The 2,619-nt window shown below is 34.7% G+C and carries 4 protein-coding genes; 1 reads left to right on the top strand and 3 read right to left on the bottom strand.

Annotated features, from left to right (window positions below; all coding sequences use genetic code 11):
* Positions 1 to 484 (top strand): transglycosylase SLT domain-containing protein (locus QZZ48_RS15295; protein ID WP_294967121.1); only part of this gene is annotated, 484 nt, incomplete at its 5' end.
* On the opposite strand, the gene QZZ48_RS15290 is transcribed toward QZZ48_RS15295, so the two are convergent.
* From QZZ48_RS15290 to QZZ48_RS15280, 3 genes are all read right to left on the bottom strand, one after another.
* Positions 479 to 1,837, bottom strand: coding sequence for a phosphomannomutase/phosphoglucomutase (locus tag QZZ48_RS15290; RefSeq protein ID WP_294967120.1), 1,359 nt, complete (start codon positions 1,835 to 1,837; stop codon positions 479 to 481). The genes QZZ48_RS15295 and QZZ48_RS15290 overlap by 6 nt on opposite strands.
* A gap of 84 nt (positions 1,838 to 1,921) precedes the next feature.
* Complete coding sequence (locus QZZ48_RS15285) at positions 1,922 to 2,227, bottom strand: hypothetical protein (protein ID WP_294967119.1); 306 nt, start codon at positions 2,225 to 2,227, stop codon at positions 1,922 to 1,924.
* Between the two features lies 1 nt (position 2,228).
* Positions 2,229 to 2,619: hypothetical protein (locus QZZ48_RS15280; protein ID WP_294967118.1), on the bottom strand; the 391-nt coding region annotated here is incomplete at its 5' end.

The following is a 2,619-nucleotide window of genomic DNA, read 5'->3' as shown; positions in this document are numbered from 1 at the left end:
CAGTATACCTTGGTTGCTTCTAGCCGCTCAGTCATACCAAGAATCTCATTGGAATCCAAAAGCAAAGAGTTATACTGGTGTTAGAGGGATGATGATGCTAACTCAAGCAACAGCGAAGCAAGTTGGTGTAAAAAATAGACTTAATGCAAAAGAAAGCATTGAAGGTGGGGCGAAGTATCTCTCTCGAATTGAGAAGAGATTGCCACCTGAAATAAAGGGTAAAAATCGTTGGGCATTTACTCTCGCTGCGTATAACGTTGGGATGGGACATATTCACGATGCTCAAATATTAGCTAGAAAATTAAATAAAGATCCATACTTATGGACAGACATGAAAAAAGTATTGCCTTTGTTATCTCAGAAAAAATACTATAAGAGTTTGAAAAATGGTTATGCAAGAGGAAATGAGCCAGTAAAGTATGTAGAATCTATACTTTACTACTTAGATATTATAAGTAAAAAAACTAAAGGCACAAAACTATAAAGAGTTTTGTGCTTTTACAATAAGGTCGTTTATAGCTTTTTCATAAAGCTCTGCTGTCTCTTTTGAAGTCGATTCAAAACGAGTAACAAGCACTGGAGTTGTGTTACTCGCACGAACAAGTCCCCAACCATTTTCAAAGTTTATACGAACACCATCTACATCGATGATATCTCTTATAGTTGGAAAAGATGCAGGAGGATTTTGAAGTAAAACTTTTACTGCATCTATGATTTTAAACTTCTCATCTTCTGTAGTTTTTACTTTTATCTCTTCCGTTGAGAAAACCTTAGGAAGTTTTGCAAGTTCTTCGTCAAGGTCGATTTTATCGTGTAAAAGCTCTAACATTCTAAGAGTTGCATAGATAGCATCGTCATAACCAAAGTAACGGTTTTTGAAAAATATATGTCCGCTAACTTCACAAGCTAGGTCTGCATCTGTCTCTTTCATCTTTACTTTTAGGTTTGAGTGACCAGTTTTGTACATAATAGCTGTAGCACCACGACGCTCAAGCTCATCATACATAACTTGTGAACATTTTACTTCACCGATAACAGTAGGCTTATCCATAGTCATAGAGTAAAGAAGTGCCATCATGTCACCTTTGATATTGTTCTTGTGAGTAAGAACTGCGATGCGGTCAGCATCTCCATCATATGCAAAAGCAATATCTCCATCAGTTGCGAGAAGTTTTTTAACATCTTCTAGGTTGTGCTCTTCTGAAGGGTCTGGATGATGGTTAGGAAAAGTCCCATCTGGTTCAATGTACAGACCTTTTGTCTTTAGCTCAAGTTGAGCGAAAATATCTTCAGTTACAACACCAGCCACACCATTTCCACAATCATAAACTATCTTAGTATCCATAGCTTTTAAGTGTTGGAATTCATGTACTAAAAAGTCCACATATCTAGTAACGGCGTCTATTTTAGTTACATCCCTTTTTACTTTAGCAGGGAAATCAATCGTCTCGCACTCGCGACCAAGTGCGTAGATGTCTTCACTAAAGAAAGGTGCTTTGTCTACAGTTATTTTTAAACCGTTGTACTCGCTAGGGTTGTGTGAACCTGTAATCATGATAGAAGCAGATGTAGTGACGCCATCCCACTCTTGGTAGTTAGTGAAGTAGTTAACTGGAGTAGGAACCATTCCCATGTCTAGAACTTTTTTACCGCCTGCATTTAGTCCGTGAACTAAGTACTCAAAAAGTATAGGAGAGTGACTTCTTGCATCATAACCAACAGATACATATTCGCCGTCTATCTTAGATGCAAGTGCATAACCAATACGCACAACACTTTGTTCATTTAACTCTTTTTCGTAGATGCCACGGATGTCGTACTCTCTGTAAATGCTCACTATAGATGCCTTTATAATTAATTGATGTAATTCTACTATAAATCACTTATGATAATATTATGAAGAGTATATGAGTGAATAAAACTATAATGCTAATATACTTCCTATACCTGCTGCTAAACCAACGGTTTCAGCTCCTCTAGTTAATAATCCTCCTAATATTTTCATAATAGATTCTTTATGTTCAGAGGTCTTGGCAACTGTAATTTGATTTACTATTTCTTGTTTATCGTGTATGGAAGATTCTATAATTTTTTTAATTAAAATATCAAGTTTTTGATTATATTCACTTTGAGTATTAGTGGTAAGTGTATTCCCATTACCAATTGAGGCATTAACTGTGCCACCATGTATATTTATTGTATTAGAAAGAGAATTTTCACCATTCACATTAATCCTTTTCTTTCCTTCTCTTATAAAAAGATATAATTTTATTATACAACTCGTCTGCATAATTATTTAATTCCTTCATCTGTTCGCGAATTTTTTTTGCCTGTTCTTCTCCCATCCCATGCCAGTCTCTATCCTCAATAACACAAAATTGCTCTCTGTTATATCTCGAAGGTGCAGTATACATTGAAAATTTGTAGATGAAAACTTTTAAATCAGTTTTAAACTCATTATATATATGCAAAAACTCATCATCAATATCAATAAATTCATATTCGCTAGAATTGATATAATAATTTAATGTCATTAATGGATTTATCATATTAATAGGACCATCATATGAAAAATCATGCTCTTTAAAAAATATTTCCATTTCTGTTGTGAATATGCCC

It is taken from the genome of Sulfurimonas sp., assembly GCF_016744025.1.
GTDB lineage: Bacteria > Campylobacterota > Campylobacteria > Campylobacterales > Sulfurimonadaceae > Sulfurimonas.
The sequence above is the reverse complement of the archived record's forward strand: the minus strand, read 5'-3'. Positions and strand labels throughout refer to the sequence as shown.